14 protein-coding genes are annotated in these 19448 nt (G+C 69.6%); 7 read left to right on the top strand and 7 right to left on the bottom strand.

Translation table 11 applies throughout. The annotated features are described in order from the left end of the window. Positions 1–67 precede the first annotated feature (67 nt). Positions 68–1708 carry a DEAD/DEAH box helicase gene (locus tag L324_RS00755; RefSeq protein ID WP_037303320.1) on the top strand — a complete coding sequence of 547 codons (1641 nt, stop codon included), beginning with the start codon at positions 68–70 and terminating at the stop codon, positions 1706–1708. Between the two features lie 22 nt (positions 1709–1730). On the opposite strand, the gene L324_RS00750 is transcribed toward L324_RS00755, so the two are convergent. From L324_RS00750 to L324_RS00735, 4 genes are all read right to left on the bottom strand, one after another. Continuing rightward, the gene (locus tag L324_RS00750; protein ID WP_037303319.1) at positions 1731–2660 is read right to left on the bottom strand and encodes an acyl-ACP desaturase; all 930 of its coding nucleotides are present in this window, start codon (positions 2658–2660) and stop codon (positions 1731–1733) included. A 340-nt stretch (positions 2661–3000) separates the two neighbouring features. Then, positions 3001–3897 carry an ABC transporter permease gene (locus L324_RS00745; protein WP_037303318.1) on the bottom strand — a complete coding sequence of 299 codons (897 nt, stop codon included), beginning with the start codon at positions 3895–3897 and terminating at the stop codon, positions 3001–3003. After that, a complete protein-coding gene (locus L324_RS00740; RefSeq protein WP_037303317.1) occupies positions 3884–4666 on the bottom strand; it encodes an ABC transporter ATP-binding protein in 783 nt (260 codons plus the stop codon). The genes L324_RS00745 and L324_RS00740 overlap by 14 nt, the downstream gene beginning before the upstream one ends. A gap of 16 nt (positions 4667–4682) precedes the next feature. Further along, complete coding sequence (locus L324_RS00735; protein ID WP_037303316.1) at positions 4683–5741, bottom strand: ABC transporter substrate-binding protein; 1059 nt, start codon at positions 5739–5741, stop codon at positions 4683–4685. A gap of 254 nt (positions 5742–5995) precedes the next feature. On the opposite strand from L324_RS00735, the gene L324_RS00730 reads away from it, so the two are divergent. Continuing rightward, a complete protein-coding gene (locus L324_RS00730) occupies positions 5996–7516 on the top strand; it encodes a sensor histidine kinase (RefSeq protein ID WP_152546659.1) in 1521 nt (506 codons plus the stop codon). On the opposite strand, the gene folP is transcribed toward L324_RS00730, so the two are convergent. Next, the gene (gene folP / locus L324_RS00725) at positions 7513–8379 is read right to left on the bottom strand and encodes a dihydropteroate synthase (RefSeq protein WP_037303406.1); all 867 of its coding nucleotides are present in this window, start codon (positions 8377–8379) and stop codon (positions 7513–7515) included. The genes L324_RS00730 and folP overlap by 4 nt on opposite strands. A 273-nt stretch (positions 8380–8652) precedes the next feature. Here folP and L324_RS00720 point away from each other — a divergent pair, with 273 nt between their 5' ends. Further along, on the top strand, positions 8653–9813 hold the full coding sequence (locus L324_RS00720; RefSeq protein WP_037303314.1) for a glycoside hydrolase family 88/105 protein: 1161 nt from the start codon (positions 8653–8655) through the stop codon (positions 9811–9813). Between the two features lie 143 nt (positions 9814–9956). After that, entirely contained in the window at positions 9957–10961 is a 1005-nt protein-coding gene (locus L324_RS00715) for a winged helix-turn-helix domain-containing protein (RefSeq protein WP_037303313.1), read from the top strand. A gap of 316 nt (positions 10962–11277) precedes the next feature. Here L324_RS00715 and L324_RS00710 read toward each other — a convergent pair whose 3' ends face one another. Together L324_RS00710 and L324_RS00705 are read right to left on the bottom strand one after the other, a co-directional pair. Then, positions 11278–12849 carry an alkaline phosphatase D family protein gene (locus tag L324_RS00710; protein WP_037303312.1) on the bottom strand — a complete coding sequence of 524 codons (1572 nt, stop codon included), beginning with the start codon at positions 12847–12849 and terminating at the stop codon, positions 11278–11280. A gap of 43 nt (positions 12850–12892) precedes the next feature. Then, positions 12893–13549, bottom strand: coding sequence for an SH3 domain-containing protein (locus L324_RS00705; protein ID WP_037303311.1), 657 nt, complete (start codon positions 13547–13549; stop codon positions 12893–12895). A gap of 144 nt (positions 13550–13693) precedes the next feature. Here L324_RS00705 and L324_RS00700 point away from each other — a divergent pair, with 144 nt between their 5' ends. The 3 genes from L324_RS00700 to L324_RS00690 all read left to right on the top strand — a co-directional run bounded on the left by L324_RS00700 (position 13694) and on the right by L324_RS00690 (position 19446). Beyond that, a complete protein-coding gene (locus tag L324_RS00700; RefSeq protein WP_152546655.1) occupies positions 13694–16645 on the top strand; it encodes an AfsR/SARP family transcriptional regulator in 2952 nt (983 codons plus the stop codon). Positions 16646–16777: 132 nt separating this feature from the next. Further along, positions 16778–18004 (top strand): DUF8814 domain-containing protein, encoded by a 1227-nt coding sequence (locus L324_RS00695; RefSeq protein ID WP_037303309.1) that lies wholly within the window; start codon positions 16778–16780, stop codon positions 18002–18004. Positions 18005–18222: 218 nt separating this feature from the next. Next, on the top strand, positions 18223–19446 hold the full coding sequence (locus L324_RS00690) for a glycoside hydrolase family 88 protein (protein ID WP_037303405.1): 1224 nt from the start codon (positions 18223–18225) through the stop codon (positions 19444–19446). The last annotated feature ends 2 nt before the right edge of the window (positions 19447–19448 follow it).

Below are 19448 nucleotides of genomic sequence, written 5' to 3'. Positions count from 1 at the left end.
CGCCGGGCAGGACAACCGTTCCGATCCCTTACGGAGATACCAGGGCGCGCTTCGCGCCCATACGCTTATGAGCACACCTACTTTTACCGAACTCGGCCTGCCCAAGACCCTCGTGGACGCGCTCGCCGAACAGGGCGTCACCAGCCCGTTCCCCATCCAGGCCGCCACGCTGCCGCATTCGCTGGCGGGCCGCGACGTCCTCGGCCGCGGCCGCACCGGCTCCGGCAAGACCTACGGCTTCGTGCTGCCCGTCCTGACCCGGCTGGCCGCCGGGCCGACGCGGCGCCGCCCCGGCCGCCCGCGGGCGCTGGTACTGGCGCCGACCCGCGAGCTGGCCACCCAGATCGAGGCGTCGTTCCTGCCGCTGGCCAAGCCGCTCGGCCTCAAGGTCACCACGATCTTCGGCGGGGTCAGCCCCAACCCGCAGATCACCCGGCTGCGGGACGGTGTCGACATCGTCGTCGCCTGCCCCGGCCGTCTCGCCGACCACATGCGCTCGGGTGAGGCGAAGCTCGACAACATCGAGATCACCGTGCTGGACGAGGCCGACCACATGGCCGACCTGGGCTTCCTGCCCGACGTCCGGCGCATCATGGCCGAGACGCCGGAGCGCGGCCAGCGGCTGCTCTTCTCCGCGACCCTCGACGCGGGCGTCGACGTGCTGGTCAAGCGCTTCATGCACGACCCGGTCACGCACAGCGTCGACTCGGCGCAGTCGCCGGTCTCGACCATGAAGCACCACGTGCTGCACCTGGAGGAGACCCACCGGCTGCCGGTGCTGATCGACCTCACCGCGGCGCCGGGCCGGACGCTGGTGTTCACCCGCACGAAGCACCGCGCCAAGCAGCTGACGCGCAAGCTCATGGCCTCCGGCGTGCCGGCGGTCGAACTGCACGGCAACCTCGGCCAGACCGCGCGGACGCGCAACCTGGAGGCATTCTCCTCCGGTGCGGCGAAGACGCTGGTCGCCACCGACATCGCCGCCCGCGGTATCCACGTCGACGACGTCACGCTGGTCATCCACGCCGACCCGCCGGTCGAGCACAAGGCGTACCTGCACCGGTCCGGCCGGACCGCGCGGGCCGGGGCGTCCGGCACCGTCGTCACGCTGATGACCGACGCGCAGGTCGGCGACGTCCGCGACCTGACCCGCAAGGCGGGTATCAAGCCGACCACGACGCAGCTCGGCCCCGGCCACCCGCTGCTGGCCGAGCTGGCTCCCGGCGAGCGTTCGTTCACCGCGTCGCCGCGACGGCCGATCGTGGACACCCGGCCGAAGAAGGTCTCCGCCAGTGGCCAGGCCATCCTGGGCAAGGGCGACGAGGAAGAGGACCGTCCGGCCGGCCGCGGCCGCGGTAACCGGACAGGCCGTGGCCGTGGTCCGTCCGCCGGTGGCCGGGGTGCTTCCGGTGGGCGTCGCGGTAGCTCCTCCGAAGGCCGTTCGCGTCAGCCGCGGGCCGAGGGTGACCGCCGTGGTGGCGCTCCCGCCGGTCAGGGCCGTCGCGCCGCCGAGACCACCGGACGTCGCGAAGGCGCGCCCAAGGGCGGACAGGCTCGCCGCGGTGCGGCCGAGTCGCAGCCGCGCCGGGCTTCCGGGGCCGCGAAGTCCCAGTCCTCGCGCAACCAGTCCGGTGGGGCTCCGGCCCGCCGGGGCGGTGCCGCCGCGTTCTCCTCGGGAACCCGCGCGGGCGGCCGCCGCTCCCGCTAGCTCTCTCCGCTTCGCCGCCCGATCAGCGTCGGGCGGCGGAGCGGGCTTCGGCGGCCGCGCGCCGCTCTTCGAACCGCGACGCCTGGGTGTCGAGGCCCTTCAGGAATTGGTCGAGTTCGTCCCTGGCCTTCTCCCCCACCTCGCCGAGCCCTTCCAGCTCGAAGATCTTCCACTGCCGCAGCAGCGGCCAGATCACTTCGTCGTGGTGGATCCGCAGGTCGTAGATACCCGCCTTCGCGATCAGCGCGGCCTTCCGCACGAAACTCGGGATCACCGCCCCCGGCATCTGGAACTGGACGACCTCGTCGGTGATCGCGCGCATCATCGCGTCGGGGGAAAGCTCCAGCGACGCCTGCACCAGGTTCCGGTAGAAGACCATGTGCAGGTTCTCGTCCATCGCGACGCGGGAGAGCAGCTTCTCGCACAACGGGTCCTGCGTGTACCGGCCGGTGTTGCGGTGCGAAATCCGCGTCGCCAGTTCCTGGAACGACACGTACGCGAAGACGTTCAGCAACGCCTTGTCGCCGCTGTCGTAGCCGGCCTGCATGGTCTGCATGCGCGCCCGCTCCAGCTCGACCGGATCCACCGCGCGCGTCACCAGCAGGTAGTCGCGGATACAGATACCGTGACGGCCTTCTTCGGCGGTCCAGCGGTGTACCCAGGTGCCCCAAGCACCGTCACGCCCGAACGCCCGCTCGATCTCGCGGTGGTAGCTCGGGAGGTTGTCCTCGGTGAGGAGGTTGACCTCCAGCGAGGTCCGCGCGATCGGCGACACCCGCGACTGCTCGGGATCCCAGGGCTCGCCGCCCAGTTCGGCGAAGTTCTTCCCCTCACTCCACGGCACGTACTCGTGCGGCATCCATTCCTTGGCGACCGAGAGATGCCGGTTGAGGTTCTCCTCGACCGTCGCCTCGAGCTCGAGCATCAGCCGGGTGGTTTCGGGGACCGTCATGCGTCTCGTCCTTCCGGGATAAGGAAAACGCCTACCTACGACACCGTAACTTACGGTCTCGTAGGTAGGCGAGGTCCCGGAGATGAACGCTCGGCCCGCTTGGCCGATTCGAGGGGTGAGTCGAAGGTGGCGTGTTCGAGTCCCGGCCGCGGCCTACCTGGAGTCCCGGAGCACAGCGACCCGTGACCGTGTGGATTTTGTTGCGTTGGATGAAGCAGCATCCACACAGCCCCAGCTCACCTGGCCAGATCGCGGCCGAGAGGTGACCCGGCGTGACCGGTGTGTGGAAATAGAGACACTCAACGTCCCTATTCCACACACCTCTCCACAACACACAGAACTAAAGCGACGCGGTCAGCCCCCGTGCCCGCAGGACCGACCGTTCCAGCGGCCGGAAGACGATCAGCTCGATGCCGACCCCGACCAGCAGGATCAGGAAGATCGCCGAGATCACGCCTTCCATGCTGTTGAACGACGAGCCCTCGTTCAGGTACGCGCCGAGCCCCTTGCCGAGCGCCGGGGACAGCGCGATCAGTTCGGCGGCCATCAGCGAACGCCACGAGAACGCCCAGCCCTGTTTGAGCCCGGCCAGGAAACCGGGCAGCGCGGCGGGCAGCAGGATGTGCCGGGCGGAGGAGAGCCTGCCCGCGCCCATCACCTGGCCGACCCGCGGCAGGATCGGCGGGATCTGGTCGATGCCCGCGACGAGGCCGTTCGCGATCGACGGTACCGAGCCCAGCAGGACGACGAAGTAGATCGAGGCGTCGTTCAGCCCGAACCACAGGATCGCGGCGGGCACCCAGGCCACCGACGGAAGGCTTTGCAAGCCGGTCAGAAACGGCCCGACGGCCGCGCGGACCAGCCGGACCTTCGCCACCAGCAGGCCCAGCGGGGTCCCGATGACCACCCCGATCAGGAAGCCCAGCGCGGCGCGGTGCACCGAGGTCCAGACGAACTCGAAGATCTCGCCGTCGACGGTGATGCCGACGAGTTCGTCCCAGACCGCGAGCGGCGCGGGCAGCATCGACTCCGACCAGAACGCGGCGGCCCACAGTGCCTGCCACAGCGCGATCAGCAGGACCAGGAACACCACCGGCGGCACGAAACCGCGCAAGAACCGCTTCCCGCGGCTTTCCCGGCGTTCCCCGGCGGGGGTGTCGAGCGAGTCGAGCCCCGCGCCGACGGCCTCGTCCGCCTCCACGGCCGCCTCGACGCCGGGGCGGTCAAGCCGCGGCATGGGTACTGATCACCTCCCGGAGGTGACCGGTGATCTCCAGCGTCAGGTCTTCGGCGTCGGAGGCCTGGACGTCGCGCCATTCCCGCACGACCCGGCCCGGGCGCGAGGAAAGCAGCACGACCCGCTGGCCGAGCCGGACGGCCTCGCGGACGTCGTGGGTCACGAACAGCACCGAGGTCCCGGTGCTGCGGTAGACGCGCAACAGTTCGCCCTGCAGGACGTCGCGGGTGATCGCGTCCAGCGCGGCGAACGGCTCGTCCATCAGCAGCAGCGACTGTTCCGGGTCACCGCCGACCCGCAAGGTCGCGGCCAGCGCCCTGGCGAGCGCGACGCGCTGCCGCATGCCGCCGGACAGCTCGTGCGGCCGCTTGTCACCCGCGCCGCCGAGCCGGACGAGGTCCAGCAGCTCGGCCGCCTTCTCGCGGCGCTCGGTCCGGCCGAAACCGGCCAGCCGCAGCGGGAGTTCCACGTTGCGGGCCGCGGTCAGCCACGGCATCAGCGCGGCCTCCTGGAACATCACCGCGGGCCGGGAGGTCTCCAGGGTGATCGAGCCCGACGTCGGCTTGTCGAGGCCGGCGACCAGGTTCAGCAGCGTGCTCTTGCCGCAGCCGGACGCGCCCAGCAGGCAGACGAACTCGCCGGGGGCGACGGTCAGGTCCATCCCGTCGAGGGCCACGACGGCGCGGCCCGTCGGCCCGAACGCCTTCCGGACGCCGTCGAGCCGCACGGCGACACCGGTGGACAGGCCGGGCTCCAAGGTGGTCGTCATCGCTGATCCCCTCCGGTCACTTCGTCAGGCCGGACGCGTTCACGCCGGGCTTGCCCTGCTCGGAGAGCACGGCGTTGAGCGGGCCGAAATCGGCGAACCCCTTGAGGTCCACCGCGGACTTCACCACGCCCGCGGTCACCGAGTCCTGCGCGAGCTGGGCGAACGTCGACGCGACGGGGTCGATGCCGAGTTCGATGCCCGAGAACGCGCGGTCGAGGACCGCCTCACTCAGTGTGCTGCCCGCGAGCGCCTTGAGTTCTCCATTGACCACCGTTTTCGCCTCGGCGGGGTTGGTCTTCGCCCACTCGATGGCGGCGAGCTCACCCTTCAGGATGGCGGTGACGGTCTCCGGGTGCTGCTGGAGGAACTCGCTGCGGACGATCACCACCGTGGTCGGGAACTTGCCTTCCGGCCACAGGTTCTTCTCGTCCACCAAGACCTTCGCGCCCGCGTCGAGCACCAGCCGCGACGACCACGGTTCCGGCAGCCAGCCGCCGTCGAGTTCGCCCTTCTTGAAGGCGTCGAACGTCTTCGGGTTGTCGAGGTTGGTGATCTTGACGTCGGGTAGCTTCTTCTCGGCGACGAACTTCTTGAGCGCGACGTCCTGGGTGTTCGCCAGCGACGGCGTGGCGATGTTCTTGCCGGTGAGCTGCTCGGGGGCGGCGATCTCGGGTTTCACCACCAGCTGCGCGCCGCCGGTGACCGCGCCGGAGACGAGCTGGATGGCGCCCTTGGACTTGGTGAAGGCGTTGATCGCCGGGCCGGAGCCGATGAAGGCGATGTCGAGCGAGTCGCCGAGCAGCGCGTTGACCTCTTCGGGCCCGGCGTTGAACGTCTGGGGGGTGAGCTTCGTCGAGCCCAGTTCCTTGGCGAAGAAGCCCTGCTTGACCCCGATCAGCGCGGGCGCGTGCGTCACGTTCGGGAAGTACCCGAGGCGCACCTCGGCCGCGGCACCCTGGCTCTTCTGTTCCGTCTTCGGGCCGCTGTCCGCGCGCGAACACCCCGCCATCGAACCGGCCAGGGTCAGGGCGGCGAAGGCCGCGGCCAGCAGGCGGGTTCTGTGGTGGGTGCGCACGGGGGGTCGCCTTTCGGAGGGTACGACTCTGCTCGGGTGGTGGCGCGAGAGTCGCATGTCGGCCCGCCTGCCTGCATCGCCATCCGAATGACGGGAAAGATCCTGAGAAAACTTGACACCGGCCAGAACTGCTGTTCCACATGTCAGGACGGGCGTCCCAGTCCGGTGGCCGGGCACCGGCGTCCTCACGGTGTAACGGTCCGGGCCGAACGGCCGAATCACGCTTAGTGGTGCATCACCCTCGGACCGTCGCGATGGCGGGTGTGCTGACCGCCGGTATCGGGATGGGCGTGCTGGCGATGACGCTCAAGATCGCCGACGGCACGCACACCGTGCTGGACACCACCCTGTCGACGACGACCGGGTTCCTCTTCCTCCTCGCCGGCGCCGTCGCGCATGTGCGCCGCTCCTCGAATCCCACCGGCCTGCTCATCGCGGTGGCCGGGCTCGCGTTGTTCGCCGAGGACCTGCAATTCGCCCCGGAACCCGTCGCGCATACCGTCGGCCTCGCGCTGACCGCCGCGTCCAGCCCGGTGATCGCGCATCTCGTCCTCGTCTTCCCCCACGGGAGCCTCCGGACCCGAGGGGAACGCGTACTCGTCGTCACCGCGTACGCCGTCGTCTTCTCCTCCGCGGTACTCGGCCTGCTCGTGAACGACGATCCGCGGAACCTCGCCGCGGTCGCGGCCTCGCCGGAGGCCGAACAACTGGTCAAACGGCTGCTGGAACTGGTCGGCGCGCTGATCGGCGGCGGTGTGGTGGTGGTGCTGCTCTACCGCTGGCTCGCCGGCCGTCTCCCGCAGCGGCGGCTGCTCTCCCCCGTCGTCGCCATCGCCGTGATCGGCGCGGTGAGCACCACGGTCGGCAGCGCGCTGGGCTCCGGGCATCCGGTCTCCGAACCGCTGCTGGACGTCTACCGGATCTCGTTCTGCCTGTGGCCGCTGGCGTTCCTGGTCGGAGTGCTGCGGGCGCGGGTCGGCAACGCGGAGATGATCCGGCTTCTGCTGGAACGCGACGGCTCCGGACTGGCGGCGCTCGTCCAGGACGACGAGGTGTGGAAGGACAGCCGGTCGATCGACGCGCTCAACGCCGCCGCCGGGCTGGTGCTGGACAACCAGCGGCTCGCCGCGGAACTGGAGGAACGGCTCGTCGAGGTCCAGGCCTCCCGCGCCCGTATCGTGGCCGCCGCCGACGACGAGCGGAGGCGGGTCGAACGGGATCTGCACGACGGCGCGCAGCAGCGGCTGGTGAGTGTCGTCCTGCTGCTGAGAATGGCCGAACGGCGGCTCGGCGGCGAGGTGACCCCCGCCGTCGCGTCCCTGCTGCGGAGCACCATCGACGAACTGCAGGCCACCGTCACCGAACTCCGCGAACTCGCGCGCGGGCTGCGGCCCGCGATCCTCACCGAGGCCGGGCTGATCCCGGCCGTCCGGTCGCTGCTGGACCGGATCCCGCTCGCGGTGGACCTTTCGGGCGCCGACGTGCCCCGGCTCAGCGGCGCCGTCGAGGCGACGGCGTACTTCGTCGTCTCCGAAGCGGTGACCAACGCGCTGAAACACGCGCAGGCCGGGGAGGTGCGCGTGCGCATCGGCGTCGAGGAGGACGGTCTGCGGGTGGAGGTCCACGACGACGGCACCGGCGCGGCCGACATCGGCGGCGGTTCCGGGCTGCACGGACTGCGCGACCGCGTCCGCGCGCTCGGCGGCGAACTCGTCGTCCTGGGCGAGCCCGGTTCCGGCAGCACGGTTTCGGCCGTGATCCCGCTGGACGGCTAAGCGAGCCCGCGGATCGCGCGTGCGGGCGGCCGCTCCCCCTGGATCGAGGCGATCATCTCCAGTACCTGCCGGGTGCGCTTCACCTCGTGCACCCGGAACACCTTCGCCCCCTCGGCCACCGCCCAGGCCGTGGCGGCGAGGGTCCCGTCGACACGGTCCGCGAGTTCCACGCCGAGCGTCTCGCCGACGAAGTCCTTATTGGACAGTGCCATCAGCACCGGCCAGCCGGTGTCCGCCAGTGCCCGCGCGTACCGCAGCAACGCGAGACTGTGCCAGGTGTTCTTGCCGAAGTCGTGGGTGGGGTCGATCAGCACCCCCTCGCGCGGGACGCCGAGCGCGACGACGGCCTCGGCGTGCGCCGTCGTCTCCGCGACGACGTCCGCGACGATGTCCGGGTACCGCACCCGGAACGGGCGGGTGCGCGGGACGGCGTTGCCGGTGTGCGAGCAGACGTAACCGGTGCCGAACTCCGCCGCGACCTCCGCCAGCCGCGGATCGGCGCCCGCCCAGGTGTCGTTGATCAGGTCCGCGCCCGCCTCCGCCGACCGCCTGCCCACCTCGTGGCGCCAGGTGTCGACGCTGATCACCAGGTCGGGATGCAGTTCCCGGATCCGTTCGACGAACGGCACCACCCGTCGGATCTCTTCTTCGACGTCCACCTCCGCACCGGGACCGGCCTTCACCCCGCCGATGTCGACGATGTCCGCCCCCTCCTCCACGGCCCGGGCGACGGCGGCGAGCGCGTCCGGGTCGGAGAAGGTCGCGCCCTTGTCGTAGAAGGAATCCGGCGTGCGGTTGACGATCGCCATGACCAGGGCGCGATCACGGGCGACGCGGCGCCCGCGGAAGGTCAGCTCGTTCACCCCCCGATCGTAGGAGAGCACCCCGGAAGTGCCGCCCAGCGGGACCGTCCCGGACACCGGGAGCGCCCATTCGAGTGGCTATATCTGATATATGACACAAGAGATCGGATCTCTCTTGACTCGCCGTCGAACGGACGGGTAAGTGTTGTCCCGCAAGGAAGTTCAGCCCGGCGACCAGGTCGCCCCCAGAGCTGGTCGGGATGCCGACGGACGGCGGATCGGCATCCCGGCCACCCACTCCCCCGGGAGTCCCCGGCGCAGGAAGGGCCAAGAATGTCCCAAGATCCTCTTCGCTCGGCACGGCTTTCGCGGCGCACGGTGCTGGCGGGAACCGCGGGCGCTATCGGCGCGCTCGCGCTGCCCGGGACGGCCGCCGCGGCGCCGGTGGACTGGTCCCGCGCTGTCGTCGACTCGACGATGAAGCGCTACACCCCGGCCACCCTCGGCGGCTGGGGCTACACCCGCGGCCTGTACCTCTACGGCCAATACCTGGTGTACCGGCGCACCGGCGAGAAGCGCTACCTCGACTACATCCTCTCCTGGTACGACCGGTTCGTCACCGAAACCGGGATCTCCAACGGCTTCACCAACCTGGACGCGATGCGTTCCGGGCAGATGTTCCCCTTGCTGTACACCGAAACCGGGCAGGCGAAGTACAGGACCGCGGCGGACCAGCTGCGCCGCCGGTTCCCGTCCTATCCACGGACGTCCGACGGCGGGATGTTCCACGCCACGAGCAAGGTCGGGCAGTTGTGGGCGGACGGCGTGTACATGGCGCAGCCGTTCCTCGCCTTGTACGGCAAGACCTTCGGCGACACCGGCTACTGCTACAACGAGGCGGCGAAGAACGTCACGGTCTATTTCGACCGGCTCAAGGAACCCGCCAAGGGCCTGCTCTACCACGCCTACGACGAGGACGGCTCGGAATCGTGGGCTTCGGGCCCCGGGCGGCATTCGAAGTACCACTGGGCCCGCGCGATCGGCTGGCTCGGGATGGCGTCGATCGACCTGCTGGAGATCCTGCCCGTGGGCCATCCGCGGCGTCAGCGGCTCGTCGACGTCGTCAAGTTCCTCGCGGCCGGCTACACCCGGTGGCAGGACCGGGCTTCGGGCCGCTGGTTCCAGGTCGTCGACCGCGGCGGGGACAAGGACAACTGGCTGGAGACGTCGGCCTCGGCGATGTACACGTTCCTGCTCTCCCGTGCGGTCGAGCGCGGATACGTCGGCACGGAGTACGGGCCGGTCGCCGCGAAGGGCTACGCCGGGGTCCTCTCGCAGGTTTCCACCGGTTCCGACGGACTGGCCGATATCAAGAACATTTCCGAGGGGACGAATGTCGGCGATACCGCGTATTACTACGCGCGTAAGCGCAACACCAACGATTTCCATGGTCTCGGCGCGTTTCTCATCATGAATGAGCAACTCGCCTTCTGAGGTCGCCGCACCGGCCGAAGGGCGCTTTCCCGGGTCTTGACCAGGGGAAAGCGCCCTTCGGTTCGTTCGCGGGCGGTGCCGGGTATTGACCGGAGGCGCTAACATCGCGTGCTGCGACGCCCACTCCCAGGAGGGACGACCGGATGCGCGAGACGCCGACCCAGGCCTCCTTTACCCGGCTCGAACTCGGTGACACCAGCACGATCCCGGTCGGTGTGACGGTTTCACCGCACATCTCACTGGTTTCGATGCTCGTCGAGGTCGTCGGCGGGTACGACCGCGGGCTACCCGGCCCCTGGCGCCGCCAGGTGGGTTCGGCGATCCCGGAGCAGGGATACCGCGCGGCGAGCGCGCTCGCCCGCCGGGGCACCTCCGTACAGCCGGACTTCATCGTGCCCATCAGTCCCACCGAGGACGCTTCCGCCGTCTGCCAGGCGGAAATGCTGCGCGATCTCACGGAGGCCGATGTTTTGAAAGGCCTCGAAGAGGTCTTCGGCGACCGGCTGCCCGCCCAGTGGCGGCAGGCGGCCGATCAGCCAAGACGCTGGGTCGCCTCGCTCGCGGACGCCTTCACCGCGACCAGGGTGGCGACCGAAAACCTGTGGACCAAGGCCCGGCCCCTGCTCGACCGGGAGATCGAACGGATCGGCGTCGCCTCCGTCCGCGGCGGGACCGACGCGGTCCTCGGCCTGCTGCGGCCCCATTTCCGGTTCAGCAACGGTTCGCTGCTGCTGCCCGACGCCGAACCGGCGCGCTACACCACCCGCGGCCGCAAGCTGATCCTCGTCCCGATGCTCGCGGGCGGCCGGTCGGTGGTGTCCAATTTCGACGAAGAGGACGCCATCTGGATCGCCTATCCCCTCCCGGGCTTGGACGGCCTGCTCGACAACGGCCGGTCCGAACCACGTCCCGGTGTCGACGGACTCGATCTCGTCGTCGGCGCCCATCGCGCGAAACTGTTGCGGCACTTGGGAAAGCCCGCGCGGATGGGCGAGATCGCGAATCTGCTTTCCTGTGCCGCGAGCACCGCGACCTACCACTGCGAGCAGCTCGTCTCGGCGGGTCTGATCCAGCGTCACCGCGAGGGTCAGGTCGTCCTCGTGGTCCGGACACCCCGCGGTGACGCCCTCGTGGACCTGCTGGCCTGAGTCGTGAGGGGCCTGACCTTGGTCTGGGGGTTTGGCTAGGGCTGAAGGGCGCTTTCCCCGCATGCGATGAGAGGAAAGCGCCCTTCGCCGCGTGAGATGAGAGGAAAGGCCCCTTCAGCCCCCTCACACCGACGCCAGGTCGCGAGGGAGCAGGGTCGGATCTGGTCGTGAGTGGTAAGTGTCGTTCTAACGACACTTACCACTCACGACCCACCTCGGAACCGCAGGGATGACAAAGGCCGAAGGGCGCTTTCCCCGCATGCAGGGCTCGTGAGTGGTAATGAGGGTTCTAACCGTCATTACCACTCACGAGGCCCTAAACCCGCTGCAGACCTGGCTTTCCGGCCTCCACGACGTAGCTGCGGTCGGCGGCCAGGGTCACCTTCGAGAAGTCGTACTCGGCGGTGTCCGAAACCGTCATGAAGTCCGCCCGCATCTGCGACTGCGACGCCGTCACCCTTACGTAGCCACGTTTCCCGCGGCAGTACTTGATATGCGGGTTGTTCGAGAGCCACGTCGACGACGGATCGGTCGCGGTGTCGCTGTTGCTGGTCACCGACGTCGTCACCAGTTCCGAACCGAACACCGGGTCGCTGTGGTTGAAGTAGTCGCGGCGCAGATCGGCCGCCCAGTGCCGGTGGACGTCGCCGGTCAGCACGATCGGGTTCGGCACCTTGCGGTCGACGATGCCCTTCGCGATCCGGTCGCGGGAAGCCTCATAACCCTGCCAGGAGTCGGGGCTCTCGCAGGTCGCCTTGTTGCCGTCGCCGTCACGGGTGGCGAAGAAGACCTGCTGGCCCAGGAAGTCCCACTTCGCCGGCTGGGTCTCCAGTGCCTTCAGCAGCCATGCCTCCTGCGTCGTGCCCAGGATGCTGCGCGACGTCGACCGCATGTCGGTGCACGCCGGTCCGGCGTCACCGGAGGGGTCGGGCACCTGCGCGTTGCGGTACTGCCGGGTGTCGAGCATGTGGAACCGGGCGAGGTTGCCCCAGCCGAACTGCCGGTACAGCCGGATGGTCGAACCACTGGGCTTGGCGGTGGACCGGATCGGCATGTTCTCGTAGAAGGCCTGGAACCCGGCGGCCTTGCGCTCCGCCGTCGCGGGGCTGGTGGTGCCGTTCCAGTTGTTCATCACCTCGTGGTCGTCGAAGACCACGATCCACGGCGCCATCGCGTGCGCGGCCTGCAGATCGGCGTCGGTCTTGTGCTGCGCGTGCCGGGCGCGGTACTGCGCCAGCGTCTGCACGTCCTCGGTGAAGGCGAGCCGGCGCGGATTCAGTTCGGCGGCGGCGCGGCCGGATTTCCGCTCGTACATGTAATCGCCGAGGAACAGCACCAGCTCCGGGTTGTCGGCGAGCATTCCCTTGTACGAGTGGTACCAGCCCTCCTCCCAGTGCTGGCAGGAGGAGAAGCAGTACTTCAGCTGACTGACCGCCGCACCGGCCGCGGGCGCCGTCCGCGTCCGGCCGACCGGTGAGATGTGACCGCTGGTCTTGAAGCGGTAGAAGTACTCGCGGCCCGGCTGGAGCCCGACCGGTTCGATGTGCACGCTGTATCCCGAGGCACGGGCGGCGGTCGCGGTGCCGTTCTGGACGACCGACGAGAACGCCTGGTCGTTCGCGATCTCCCAGTCCACTGTGTACGAAGCGTCCGGCATCCCGCCGAAACCGTCGGGGTTCAGCGGGGCGGGGGCGAGCCGCGTCCACAGCACGACACTGTCCGGCAACGGGTCACCCGAGGCGACGCCGAGCTGGAACGGATCGTGGATGGCGGGTGCCGCCGCCATTGTTCTCGCTTTCGCCCACGAAGGCAGCGTCGACGATAACGCCGCCGCCGAAACCGCCGCGGCTCCACCGAGGAGTACCGCCCGCCGGTTCACCTGACCCATGAGAATTCAACCTTTCGAAGTGGGGATGGAACGGGGAGGGATTTCACGCGGCGTAATCGGTGATGCCGCCACTACAGGCCTCGAGAACCGGATTAGCGGCGGCGTTGGCGACGCAGACCTTGTAATAGACCCACGAACCCTTCGCGACCGGCACGGCCTTGTCGACGTGCGTGCCGTTACCGCCGGACGCCCAGACGTAGAACGGGCCCGCGCCGCCCTTCAGCCAGTAGGCGACCACGGCGGACTTGCCGTCGGCGTCCTTGTCGTAGACGAGGAAATGCGCATCGGAGGAACGGAACTGTCCTTCACCCGCGCAGGCGCCGGTGGAACATTCGGCGCTGCCGGATCCGACGCCGCAGTCGGGCGCGATCCGCTGATCGGAGCCGGTGTAGACATATCCGTCCGAAATGTAACCTCCGAGCGCGGGAACGTAGTCCCACAACGTCGTCGTGCCCAGCGGACCGGTGACCTCGGTCCCTTGTGTCTGGCAGTCGATGGTCACCGAGGCACCGTTGGCCACCGTGCGCACCGCGGACGCCGAGGTGCTCGGCGCGCGGCGCACGTTCAGCGGATCACCCGCCGTCTTCACGGTCCCGGTCGCCGCGGCCACCGCGGGGGTCGCGGCGACGAGACCGAAGGCACCCGCCGTCGCCAGCACGAGGAAGAAACCGGCGAGCCGCCGGTGAACTGAACGCTTCATGGCCGCAGCGTCGACCGGAGTCGTACACATCCCGTACAAACGCCGAAGCGCTGTCTGCACATGCATGCGAATGGATCTAGCCAACCATGGCCGCACGGCAATACGATCAGCCGATATGGGGCTCCTGCCGTATTGGCGGTTTAGGTGACTATTCTCGGGTTTCGCGTTCTCGGTCCGCTCGAAGTGGCGGTGGACGGACAGGTGGTGCCGTTGGGCGGCCCCAAACCACGTCTGCTCCTCGCCGCGCTCCTGCTCCAGCCCAATGTCGTCGTCTCCACCGAACTGCTGATCGAGGTCCTGTGGCCTTCGTCGGCGCCACGTTCGGCGGCGGCGAACATCCGCACGTACGTCCATTCACTCCGCAAACGCCTCGCCGATCACGATCCCGCCCTCGGGGAACGGATCGGCAGCCGGGCGTCCGGATACATCCTCAAGGCCGCCCCTGAGGAGATCGACCACATCAGGTTCGGCGAACTGGCCGCGCGGGCGCAGGACGCCCTCGGCCGGGGCGAGGCCGAAACCGCTCTCGACCTGCTGGATCAAGCCGAAGCGCTGTGGCGCGGGGAAGTTCTCGAGGGGCTGCCCCACGACCACGGCTGGGGCGCGACCGTCGCCCGGCTGTCGGAATCGCGGCTCGTGGTCTCCGAACAGCGGCTGCGGGCGCGGATCGAACTCGGCCGCACCGCCGAAGCCGTCGCGGAACTGCGCGGACTGGTCACCGAGCATCCGCTGCGCGAGGAACTCTGGCGGCAGCTGATCGTCGCACTGCGGGCCGACGGCCGCACGGCGGACGCGATCGAGGCTTACGAAGCGGCTGAAAAGGTGCTGGCCGACGAACTCGGCACCGAGCCGGGAGCGCGCTTGCGGGAACTGCGGGCGTCGCTGGTCTCGGCGCCCTCCGTGGCCCCGGAGACCGTGTCCGTCTCCCCCGCCCGGCAGACGGCGCCGGTCTGCCAGCTGCCGCTGGACCTGCCGGACTTCACCGGCCGCGAGGTGGTGGTCGGCGACGTCGTCGGCCTTTTCCGCCGCCGTCGCGAACAGGGCAAGCCCGCGATCGTGGTGCTCTCCGGGGCGCCGGGGGTCGGCAAGTCCTCGGTCGCGATCCGGGTGGCGCACGCGGTCCGGGAGGACTTCCCGGACGGCCAGCTGCATGTCGATCTCGCCGGGACGTCGTCCTCGCCGCGACCCCCGATGACCGTGCTCGCCGAGTTGCTCCGCGCGCTGGGTGTCCCGGACGCGGGCCTGCCGCGTGATCTTCCCGAACGCGCGGCGCTGCTGCGTTCCCGTCTGGCCGGCACGCGGATGTGCGTCGTCCTCGACGACGCCGGCAGCGCGGCGCAGGTCCGGCCCCTCCTGCCCGGCGCGGGCACCTGCGCGGTGCTGATCACCAGCCGGGTGCGCCTGCCGGATCTGGCCGGGGCCACCCCGGTCGACGTCGATCTCCTGCCCGAGGCCGAGGCCGCGCGACTGCTCGAAGGCATCGTGGGCACGGAGCGGGTCTCCGCCGAGCCGGAGAGCGCGACCGCGATCCTGCGCCAGTGCGGCCATCTGCCGCTGGCGATCCGGGTCGCCGGTGCGAAGCTGACCCACCGGCCCGGATGGACGCTGCGCGTCCTGGCGGACAGGCTCCGGGACGAGAGACGAAGACTCGACGAACTCCGCGTCGGCGATCTGGCCGTCCGGGCCAGTGTCACGCTCAGCTACGACCTGCTGCCGATGTCCGCCGCGGCCGCCTTCCGCGGCCTCGGCGGGCTCGGCTCGGTCCAGTTCCCCGCCTGGGTGGTCGCGGCCCTGCTCGGCAGGCCCCACGCCGACGACGTCCTGGACGTGCTCGTGGACGCCCACCTGGTCGAACTCACCGGCTCGGACGGCACCGGCGAACCTCGCTATCGCCTGCACGACCTGCTGCGGTGCTATGCCGTCGAGCTGCGGGCGCAGGACGTCCCGGCGAAGGCTCGCGACGCCACGAAACGGGTACTGGAGGGCTATCTCGCGCTCGCGGTCGAAGCCGCGGACCAGCTGCCGATCCATTTCTTCGGGCTCTACCGGGACGACACCGCCGTCCAGCCCGCCCTCCCGCCGGGGACGGAGCGGCTGATCGAGGATCCGGCCGCGTGGTTCGCCGCCGAGCGGCACACCTGCGTCGCCGCCGTCTCGCTGGCCGCGGAACTCGGCTTCGACGCGCTGGCGTGGCGGCTCGCCGCCGCCCTCGCGCCGTACTTCGACCAGCGAGGGCACCAGGACGACTGGCTGCAGACCCATGCCGTGGCGCTGGCCGCCGCCCGCCGGTCCGGCGAGATCCGCGGGGAGGCGGTCATCCAGCGCAACCTCGGGCAGATCCAGCTGTACCAGGACAGTTACGCCGAAGCGCTGATCGCGTTCGAGCAGTCGCAGCTGCTGTTCGACAAGATCGGTGACGCGCGGGGCGCGGCGATCGCGCTGGCCGGGCTCGGCACCGTGCTGCGGATCAAGGGCGAGGACACCGTCGCGCTGGAGCATTGTCACGCGTCGCTCGACCAGTTCTCGGCGGCCGGTGATCCGCACGGCGAGGCCGTCGCGCGGATCGCGATCGGCGCGGTGTGGCTGGCGCGGCGCCGGTTCGCCGACGCGGAACGCTGGTTCACCGAAGCGCTCGAACAGTCCGCGGCGATCGGCGACCGGCACCGGGAGGCGCACGCGCTCAAACGGCTCGCGATGCTGCGGCAGCATCAGGGCAACCTCGCGGGCGCGCGCGAGCGGGTCGACCGGGCCATCGCGATCTTCAACGAACTCGGCGACGACCACTGCGTCGGATACGCGAACCAGAATCTGGGCGAGTTGTATCTGCACAGCGGGGATCTGGCCCACGCGCAACTGCTCCTGGTGAATTCGCTGAGCGTGCACCGGCGTAACGGGGACCGCCGGTCCGAGGCGGAGGTCTCGCAGTTGCTGGGCGAACTGCACGAGGCCTTGAGCCAGCCGGAGCGGTCGCGGACGTACTCGGAACGCGCGCTGGCGTTGTGGCGGGAACTCTCCGCGCGGCCACAGGAATCCGCGCTCGCTTCGCGGCTCCAGGAATCCGCTGAAGCCTCTTACGACGATTCCGCGAGCGCCTGACGTAACAAACTCGGCACTTGGACGCGCGAGTACGCAGCGCGACCAGGTGCCGACTTGCGTTTGTATCGATCGTGTACAGGGCCCAGCGAAGCTCCCTTCATAGCAACCGAGAGTGCTCGAAGGGAGACCGGAATGGTCCGGACCGTAACGGCCCGCCGCGTGATGGCGGCCGTGCTGGCCATGGGGGCGGTCACCGCGCTGGCCGCCAGCCCCGCGAACGCGGCGCCAGAGGGAACCTGGCACGCCGACCTGTCCACTGTGGACGGCGACGACGTCAACGTCCGCAGCGACGGCGGCGTGCTCAGCCTGGAAAACGCCGCCTGGCACAGAAAGCCCGACTCCATCGGCAGCCAGGGTTACCTCCTGCCGGCCGAGCAGCAGCTCGGAAAGCCGGTGAACCGCGTCACCGCGCAGGTGACCGCCGACGCGCCGAAGGGCACCGCCGTCGAGGTCGACGTGCGAGGAAAGCTCAACGGCAACGACTGGACCGAGTGGACCCCCACCGAGGGTGGCGCCGCCCAGCTGTCCACTTCGGTCTCCACCGTCCAGGTCCGCATCGGACTGCGCACCCTGACCGACGGCGTGACCGCGAAGGTCAGCGACGTCACGCTCCAGGGCGAACTCGGCCCGCAGGCCAACGCGATCGGCGCGGCCGCGGCCCCGCTGACCTACAAGGTCTACGGCACCCGTGAAGGCCTCACCGGGGGCACCACCGCCAACGGGCATGTGATCAAGTCGCGCGACCACTTCGTCGCCCTGCCCTCGGGTCGCGGCCTCGCCCCCAAGAACACCGGCAACTACACGGTCCGCATCTGCCGCACCGACAACAGCCGGTGCGAGTACGCGCCGGTGTGGGACGTCGGTCCGTGGAACACCAAGGACGACTACTGGAACCCGTCGGACACCCGCCAGATGTGGAAGAACCTGCCGCAGGGCAAGCCCGAAGCGCAGGCCGCGTACCAGGACGGCTACAACGGCGGCAAGGACGAGTTCGGCCGTAAGGTGGCCAACCCGGCGGGGATCGACCTCGCGGACGGCACCTTCTGGGACGGCCTGAAGATGACCGACAACGGCTGGGTCAACGTCTCCTACCTGTGGACCGGCTCCGGCCCGACCGGCGTCGTCAGCACCGCGGGCGACCCGATGAACGTGCGGGCTTCGGCGAGCACCACGGCGGCCGTCAAGGGCCTCGCGGCGAACTACGCGAAGGTCACCATCGAATGCTACGTCGAGGGTGAGACCGTCACCGGCAAGTTCGGCACCAGCAACATCTGGGACCGGATCGGCCCGGGGCACTACATCTCCGACACCTACCTGCAGACCGGATCGGACCTGCCCGTCGCGCCCAAGTGCGCGTGACCCCCTGAACGCGAAGGCCCGGCGCACCCCCATTGCGCCGGGCCTTCGCCCTTTCCGGAATCCACCTGGTCGTGAGTGGTAAGTGTCGTTCTAACGACACTTGCCACTCACGACCACCGCTCGCATCAGTCCCGCTGAACGACACAGTTATTCACAAGCACGTAATCGTCGTGCGAAACTCCCGTGACGCAATTCCCCACGGACGAATGGCGGTCCTCGTGAGCGTTTCCCGGCGCACCCTGTTGACCACCGCCGCCGGTGCCGCGGTGGCGGCGACGGCGATCCCCCCGGTCGCCCTCGCTGCGGACTCGGAAGCCGCCGTGCCAACGACTTTCAGCCGCGCCGCCGACTACGCGGTCGCCAAACTCCGGGCCGTCGCCCCCGGCGTGACGGCGTTTCCGGAGATCACCCGATTCGAGAAATGGACCTATTCCGCCAACGGTGGCTGGATCGGCGGTTTCTGGCCGGGCACATTGTGGCTCGCGTCGCTCTACAGCGGAGATCGGCGATTCCGGGAACTGGCGACGGCGGCCGCGGAAAAGCTCGCGCCGCGCCAGTACGAGACGACCCATCACGACCTCGGTTTCCTGTTCTACCCCTCGTGGGTCACCGGCTGGCGGCTCACCGGCGACGGGAAGTGGCGCACCGGCGCGCTCAACGCCGCCGCGTCGCTCATCCAGCGATACAACGAAAAGGGGCGCTTCATCCGGGCGTGGGGCGCGCTCGGCACGCCGGGCAACGCCGGCCGGGTCATCGTCGACACGATGATGAACCTGGACTTGCTGGCCTTCGCGAGCGAACAGACCGGCGACCGAAAGTACCTCGACATCGCCGTCGCGCACGCGAAGACCACCGAGCGGGTGTTCCTGCGCCCGGACGGCTCGACCCCGCACGTGTTCGACTTCGATCCGGGCACCGGCGCCGAGATCGGCCCGAACTCCGTGCAGGGCTACGGCCCGTCGTCGTGCTGGTCGCGCGGCCAGGCCTGGGCGATCTACGGTTTCACCACGATGTACCGCCGCACCGGCGACCCGCTGTTCCTGCGGACCGCGCGACGCCTGGCCGATTTCGCGCTGCGCGCGCTGACCCCGGACAACGTCCCGGTGTGGGACTACCTCGCCCCGCAGGCGCCGCACGACATCAAGGACTCCTCCGCCGGCGCCGTGATGGCGTGCGGCCTGCTCGACCTGGCGAAGGTCGCGAACCGGCCCCAGTACCGCGAGGCCGCGATCCGGATCCTCACCGCGTTGTGCGACACCTGCCTGACCACGAGGTCCACCCGCGCCGAGGCGATCGTGGCGAGGGCCACGCGGCACCGTCCGGTCGAGGACGGCGTCGAGGTTTCACTGCCCTACGCCGACTACTACCTGCTCGAAGGTCTCCTGCGGGTGCTGATGCCGAAGGAGATCGACCAGGCGATCGACCTCTCCAGCGTCTCATGAGG

Origin of the sequence: Amycolatopsis orientalis DSM 40040 = KCTC 9412 (assembly GCF_000478275.1) — a bacterium.
Classification (GTDB): domain Bacteria; phylum Actinomycetota; class Actinomycetes; order Mycobacteriales; family Pseudonocardiaceae; genus Amycolatopsis; species Amycolatopsis orientalis.
The sequence above is the reverse complement of the archived record's forward strand: the minus strand, read 5'-3'. Positions and strand labels throughout refer to the sequence as shown.

Excerpts from the sequence above, each read along its gene's own strand:
- L324_RS00705 (WP_037303311.1), bottom strand. The coding sequence starts at position 13,549 with ATGAAGCGTTCAGTTCACCGGCGGCTCGCCGGTTTCTTCCTCGTGCTG.
- L324_RS00720 (WP_037303314.1), top strand. The coding sequence starts at position 8,653 with ATGTCCCAAGATCCTCTTCGCTCGGCACGGCTTTCGCGGCGCACGGTG.
- L324_RS00755 (WP_037303320.1), top strand. The coding sequence starts at position 68 with ATGAGCACACCTACTTTTACCGAACTCGGCCTGCCCAAGACCCTCGTG.
- L324_RS00730 (WP_152546659.1), top strand. The coding sequence starts at position 5,996 with ATGGCGGGTGTGCTGACCGCCGGTATCGGGATGGGCGTGCTGGCGATG.
- L324_RS00740 (WP_037303317.1), bottom strand. The coding sequence starts at position 4,666 with ATGACGACCACCTTGGAGCCCGGCCTGTCCACCGGTGTCGCCGTGCGG.
- L324_RS00695 (WP_037303309.1), top strand. The coding sequence starts at position 16,778 with ATGGTCCGGACCGTAACGGCCCGCCGCGTGATGGCGGCCGTGCTGGCC.
- L324_RS00750 (WP_037303319.1), bottom strand. The coding sequence starts at position 2,660 with ATGACGGTCCCCGAAACCACCCGGCTGATGCTCGAGCTCGAGGCGACG.
- L324_RS00710 (WP_037303312.1), bottom strand. The coding sequence starts at position 12,849 with ATGGGTCAGGTGAACCGGCGGGCGGTACTCCTCGGTGGAGCCGCGGCG.
- L324_RS00715 (WP_037303313.1), top strand. The coding sequence starts at position 9,957 with ATGCGCGAGACGCCGACCCAGGCCTCCTTTACCCGGCTCGAACTCGGT.
- L324_RS00745 (WP_037303318.1), bottom strand. The coding sequence starts at position 3,897 with ATGCCGCGGCTTGACCGCCCCGGCGTCGAGGCGGCCGTGGAGGCGGAC.